The sequence below is a fragment of the Ralstonia flatus genome (assembly GCF_958439105.1).
GTDB classification, from domain to species: domain Bacteria; phylum Pseudomonadota; class Gammaproteobacteria; order Burkholderiales; family Burkholderiaceae; genus Ralstonia; species Ralstonia flatus.
Window position 1 is genome coordinate 397,308 of the sequence record NZ_CAUDLI010000005.1, and the last position, 6,115, is coordinate 403,422.

The 6,115-nt window shown below is 66.1% G+C and carries 3 protein-coding genes; 2 read left to right on the forward strand and 1 reads right to left on the reverse strand.

What is annotated here, in order from left to right; genetic code table 11:
• Positions 1-7: 7 nt before the first annotated feature.
• Positions 8-1,183 (reverse strand): alpha-D-ribose 1-methylphosphonate 5-triphosphate diphosphatase, encoded by a 1,176-nt coding sequence (locus tag R2676_RS14685; RefSeq protein ID WP_316857230.1) that lies wholly within the window; start codon positions 1,181-1,183, stop codon positions 8-10.
• Between the two features lie 170 nt (positions 1,184-1,353).
• Between R2676_RS14685 and R2676_RS14690 the strand changes: the two genes are divergently transcribed.
• Both R2676_RS14690 and R2676_RS14695 read left to right on the forward strand, forming a co-directional pair.
• Complete coding sequence (locus tag R2676_RS14690; RefSeq protein WP_206272675.1) at positions 1,354-4,086, forward strand: sensor domain-containing protein; 2,733 nt, start codon at positions 1,354-1,356, stop codon at positions 4,084-4,086.
• 163 nt (positions 4,087-4,249) lie between these two features.
• The gene (locus R2676_RS14695; RefSeq protein WP_102064600.1) at positions 4,250-5,662 is read left to right on the forward strand and encodes a methyl-accepting chemotaxis protein; all 1,413 of its coding nucleotides are present in this window, start codon (positions 4,250-4,252) and stop codon (positions 5,660-5,662) included.
• Positions 5,663-6,115: the final 453 nt, after the last annotated feature.

The following is a 6,115-nucleotide window of genomic DNA, read 5'->3' on the forward strand; positions in this document are numbered from 1 at the left end:
GCGCGGGTCAGCCGATCAACGGCAACTGTGCGGCGGCATGGCGCAGCCGCCCACCCACCACGGCCGCCACCACGCGCGGCAGGCCCGGGCGGCGATCATCCACCACGATGGCGTCGGCGCGCAGGCCGGTCGCGAGCGTGCCACGATCCGTCAGGCCTGCGGCTTCGGCGGGGTTGGCTGCCACCAGCGCCCAGGCCTCGTGCAGCGGCACCACGCCGCGCTCGGCCAGCTTGAACGGCGCGGCCAGCAGCGCCGGGTAGTAATAGTCCGACGCCAGCACGGTACCCAGCCCCGCCGCCACCATGGCCGCCGCATTCGGCGCGCCGTTATGGCTGCCGCCGCGCACCACGTTGGGCGCCCCGAAGACGGTATGTCCGCCATGCGCCCGCGCTGCCCGCGCAACCTCCTCGGTCAACGGAAATTCCGTGACGGTGCAGCCGTGTGCGTGGAAGGTGTTGCGCGTGGCGATGTCGGGTTCATCGTGTGAAGCCATGCAGATGCCGCGTTGCTGCGCCGCACGCGCGAGCGTGCCGGTCACCTCGGCGAGCTTCGTCGTGTTGGCCGCGGCCGCATTCATACGCGCGAGGAATGTGTCGATGTCGCACTCGGCGCGATCGGCGTATTGTGCGAGCTTGCGCGCGTCGCCCAGCTTGTCGCGCATCATCGGCAGGTGATCGTTGAACGACAGGAAGTGCACGCGGCCGGCGTCCATCCAGGCCAGCGCATCGGCAACGCCGTCGGCGTGGTGCAGTTCGAAGCGCAGGTGCATCAGGTGCTGCGCGCCGAGGTGCGGACGCATCGCATCGAGGGTGTCCAGCATGCGCAGCGCATAGGCGTGGCCGCGCAAGCCGCCTTCCCAGGAATACGTCACGCCGTGGAATTCGGTGGTGATGCCGTTGGCAAGCAATTGGCCGTCAACATCGGCCAGGGCGGTCTCGTAGGGAAAGGCCACACCGGGGCGCGGCATGACGGCGCGTTCGAAGGCGTCGCCGTGCAAGTCGACGATGCCGGGCAGGACGAGCAGGTCGCCGCAGTCCATCATTCCGGGCGTGGGGTCGGCGTCACACGCAGCAATATGCCCGTCGCGAAATTGCACGGCGGCCTCAGCCAGGCCGCCCGGCAGCAGGGTGCGTCGCGAAATCAGGCCAGCCACGTGGCCGACGGAAGACGAAAACGATTGCATAAGGCCAATGTGCGATCAGATGCGCAGAAACGTTGTGCGGGCATTGTGCCGCAACCTGCGTGCCGCTTATCCGCACATCGGCCATTTGCCCCACTCTGAAGTGGGGAAAGGCAGCCAAACGCCTTAACTTTCCCGACACGATGGTCGATATCGTGAAAAACAACCCAAATATGGACGCCACCTCTGCTGAGCGGCCTGACCGTCCGGAACCGGATGTGATCGACCAGGACAACCCAAGGCCGCTGCCGCTCGCTGACGACCGCTACGAAGCGCTCGTCCGGCAAATGCCGGATGCGTTGTACATCGTGGCGGACGACATCATCGTTTTCGTCAACGAGGCCGGCGTTCGCCTGTTTGGGGCGCAATCCGCGCGCGACATCGTCGGCCACGAGCTGGACGAGTTCGTGCACGACAACTCCGTGCACCTCGCCCGGCAGCGCCGCGAGTGGATGGTCGCGCACGGGGCGGGTTTGCCGCCTGTCGAGCAGACCTTGCTGCGTTGCGATGGCACGCCCGTGGAAGTCGAGGTGCTTTCCGCGCCGGTGCAGCTTGGCTGGCGCACCGCCATCCAGGTAGTGGCACGCGACATCACCCAGCGCAAGCAGGCCGAACAGGCGCTGCGCGAATCCGAAGCCAATTACCGCGCCCTGGCCGCCGAAACCGCACGCGCCAAGGAATTGCTGCGCTGCGAAAAGACCGTGCTCGAACTCAGTTCGCGCAACGTGCCGCTGCCGGACCTGCTGGCCGAGGTGTGCCGGCTCGTCGAGGCATTGCTCGACGACGGCGCCATGTGTTCGGTCCTGCTCAGCAGCGACGGCGAGCACATTACGCACGCCGTGGCGCCGTCGCTGCCGTTCATGCTCTCGCAGGTGCTGGTGGGGATCGCGATCGGCCCTGCGGTCGGTTCGTGCGGTACGGCCATGTTCCTGAACAAGACCGTGGTGGTGGAAGACATCGACGCCGACCCGCTCTGGGACGGCTACCGCGACATCGTTGCGCCGCTGGGCCTGCGCGCGTGCTGGTCGACGCCCATCCGCGGCGACAACGCGCAGATGATCGGCGCGATGGGCATCTACTACGACACCCCGCGTGCGCCCACGCGCGACGCCATGGGGCTGCTCGACGGCATTACCGACATCATCGGCGTGGCGGTGCAGAAAGCCCATATCGCGCGCGAGCTGCAGGAGAGCGAAGAACGCTACCGCCTGGCCGTCGACAACCTGACCGAAGGCATCGTCGTGCAGGCCGCCGACGGCACCATCCTCGCGTGCAACCCGAGCGCGCGGCGCATTCTCCGCGCCGGCAACCTGTCGCCCGTGGGCACCAGCCACCTGGCGCTGATGCGGCGCTCGTTGCGCGAAGACGGCAGCGAGATCCCGTTCAACGAGCGCCCGACACGCGTGGTGTTGACGACGGGCCGCCCGCTGCTCGGCTTGACCGTCGGCCTGGAACTGGTGGACGGCGACGTGGTGTGGGTGCATGAAAACGTGCTGCCCATCGTGCGCCCCGGCGACGATGCCCCCTCGGCCGTGCTGATCTCGTTCAACGACATCGGGCCGGCGCGTGCCGCACAGCAACAGCTCACGTTTCTTGCGCAGCGTGATGCGCTGACCGGGTTGTACAACCGTGCGTATTTCTCGCAACGCATGCAGGCGGTCATGGAACAGGCTACCAGTGAGGCCAGCCACGCCGGCGAGGCGCGCCAAGTCGCCGTGTTGTTCCTGGATCTGGACGGCTTCAAGAAAGTGAACGATACGGCCGGCCACGAGGCGGGCGACCACCTGCTGCGCATCGTCGCGCAACGCCTGTCGGCCTGCGTGCGCCAGAGCGATACGCTGGCGCGCCTCGGCGGCGACGAGTTCGTCGTGCTGCTCGACAACGTGCGCTCGCTGGGCGAGGCCGAGCGCCTGGCCAAGCGCATCGTCCATTCGATCGCGCAGCCGTTTTCGACGGGCGGCACCGAGTACTACCTGGGCGCGTCGATCGGTATTGCGGTGTACCCGGAACACGGCAACGATGCCGCCACGCTGCTGCGCTGTGCCGATGCCGCCATGTACAACGCCAAGCAGAACGGCCGCAACCAGCATCGCGTGTACACCGCGCGCCTGTCGCAGCGGGCGCAGCGACGCTTCCAGCTGGAGTACCACCTGCGCCGTGCCTTGGCGGCGGGCGAGCTGTCGCTGCGCTTCCAGCCCATCGTCGACGCCACATCGATGGACATCGTCGGTGCTGAAGTGCTGCTGCGCTGGCACAGCACCGAGCTGGGCGAGGTGTCGCCCGCCGAGTTCATTCCGGTGGCAGAAGACGCCGGGCTCATCGGCGACATCGGTGAATGGGTGCTGGCGCAGGCGTGTCATCAGGCCGCGCACTGGCGCGCCACCTGCATGCCGGATTTCTTCGTCGCCGTGAACCTGTCGCCGCGCCAGTTTGGCGAGGGGTTGGTGCCGACCATCTCGCGCTGCCTGGCCGAAGCGGGCCTGCCCGCGAGCGCGCTGGAGATGGAGATCACCGAAGGCTTGCTCATGCGCGACACCGCTGCGGTGATGCCGGTGCTCGATGCGCTCACGGCATTGGGCATCCGCATCTCGATCGATGATTTCGGCACGGGGTATTCGTCGCTGTCGTACCTGCAGCGCTTCCCGATCGACAACCTGAAAGTGGATCGCTCGTTCGTCTCGGGCATTCCGCGCCACCGCGATTCGGTGGTGATTTCGCGCGCCATCGTCGCCATGGCCGCATCGCTCGACATGACGGTCACCGCCGAGGGGGTCGAGACGCTGGAGCAGGCCGAATTCCTGCAGGCCGCCGGGTGCGACAAGTTGCAGGGCTTCCTGTTTGGCCCGCCCATGACGGCCGGCGCCTACGAGGCGCGGCTGCGCCGCAACCGCCCCGCGCCGGCCTAGGCCTCGACGTGGCGGCGCGCAAAGCGCCTGTAATGCCCGCGTAAGTCTGTGCGGGTAGCGTCGCTCAAGCGCGCATTCACCCGTGCCGATACACCCCGTAGAGGGCCGGCTCGCCATCCGTGCGAGGGCGCACACAACAACGAACAACCGGAGACAACCGCACGTGAAGCCATTCGCCTGGGGCCGCGGCCCGAAAGCCTCTCCTGACCTTGTTGCCCGCATTGCCGAAGAGGCCGGCCGCGTCGGCATGGGCATCTGTGAAGTCTCCGGCAACGTGGAAGATGTGGCCGTGCGCCTGCGCCGGCAGGCCAGCGTGTTCGACCAGTTGCGCAACGCCGCCGATGTGACCATGCGCGGCAACCACGATATCGCCGTCGCCGCGCGGCATGCGCGCGAAGTCGCATCGCATGCCAGCGAAGAGGTGAGCGGGTCGCGTGCAACGGTCGATGCATCGCTGCGCGACATTCGCGAGCTGGCCGTGGGCGTGGCGAGCATGGAGCAGCAGATTGCTGCACTGCGTGAAGCGCTGATCCAGGTGGCGCAGGCGTCTGAACAGATTTCGCAGATTGCCAAGCAGACCAATCTGCTGGCGATCAACGCCGCCATTGAAGCTGCCCGTGCGGGGGAATCGGGCCGCAGCTTTGCCGTGGTGGCGGGCGCAGTGAAGCAGCTCGCCGGGCAGACCGCCGAAGCGACGCAGCGGATCGAAACCACCTTGGCCGATTTGTCCGGCCAGACCGACAAGCTCATCGGCGACAGCAGCGCCAACGTGGCGCGCGCGCAGCGCGTGGATGCCGGCACGCAGGCGATTGGTGCGGTAATTGGCGTGGCGGGCGAGGCGATCGCGCGCTTCGATGTCGAGGCGACGAGCATTGCGGAATCCACTGCCGCCATCGAAGACGAATGTGCGTCGCTCGCGCGTGAGGTGGATGCCATGGCCGAGGGCGTGAAGCAATCGAGCCACAACATCGACAACGCACAGCGGCAATTGTCGGGCTTGCTGGGCGCGTCGGAAACGTTGATCCGCCTGACGGCTTCAACTGGTGTGCAGAGTGCCGATACGCCGTTCATCGAAGCGGTGCAAGCGGCGGCCGGCAAGATCAGTGCGTTGTTTGAATCGGCGCTGGCGCGCGGCGATATCAGCGAAGGGGATTTGTTTGATCGCGCCTATGTGCCCGTGCCGAATACCGACCCGCCGCAGCATATGGCGCGGTTCACGGCGTTCACGGACCGCGTGTTGCCTGCGGTGCAGGAACCGCTGCTCCAGTTGGATCCGCGCGTGGTGTTCTGTGCGGCGGTCGACACCAATGGCTATCTGCCGACGCACAACCTGAAGTTCTCGCAGCCGCAGGGCAGCGACCCGGTCTGGAATGCGGCCAACAGCCGGAACCGCCGGCTGTTCACCGATCGCACGGGGCTGGGGGCGGCGCGCAATACCGAGGCGTTCCTGTTGCAGACCTATCGTCGCGATATGGGGAACGGGACGTTCGCGATGATGAAGGATGTGTCGGCGCCGATTTACGTCAGGGGCCGCCACTGGGGTGGGTTCCGGATGGGTTACAAGGTGGCCGGTTAAGGTTCGTAATGGTGGGGGTGGGGTTCCGAACTTCTTTGATGGCGCTCGGAACGGCATTGCTGAGGTTCGGAACTCCATCCGTGTTGTTCAGAACGGCATTTGCTGGGTCGGACCTTGGCGCTCTTGGCGTTTGGAACGCCGTGAATGGGGTTTGGGACTGCTTTGGACGGCTTCGGAACCTCAGCGGTGGGGTTCGGGACTGCTTTGATGGGGTTCGGAACGTCGAGGGGTGGGGTTTCGAACCTCGTCGGTGGGGTTTGGGACCTTGCTTGTGGGGTTTTTGGTGTTGATGGTGCAACCCTTGTTTCGTCCCCTGCCGGGGCCGACTTACTTTCTTTGTCTTGTAGTGGTCCAATTTCCTCGGACAAGTCGATAGGCGGACAATGAGCCACGACGAGGAAAAAGCAATGGCAAGAGAGAGACGGCAGTTTGACGCGAGCTTCAAGTTGGAAG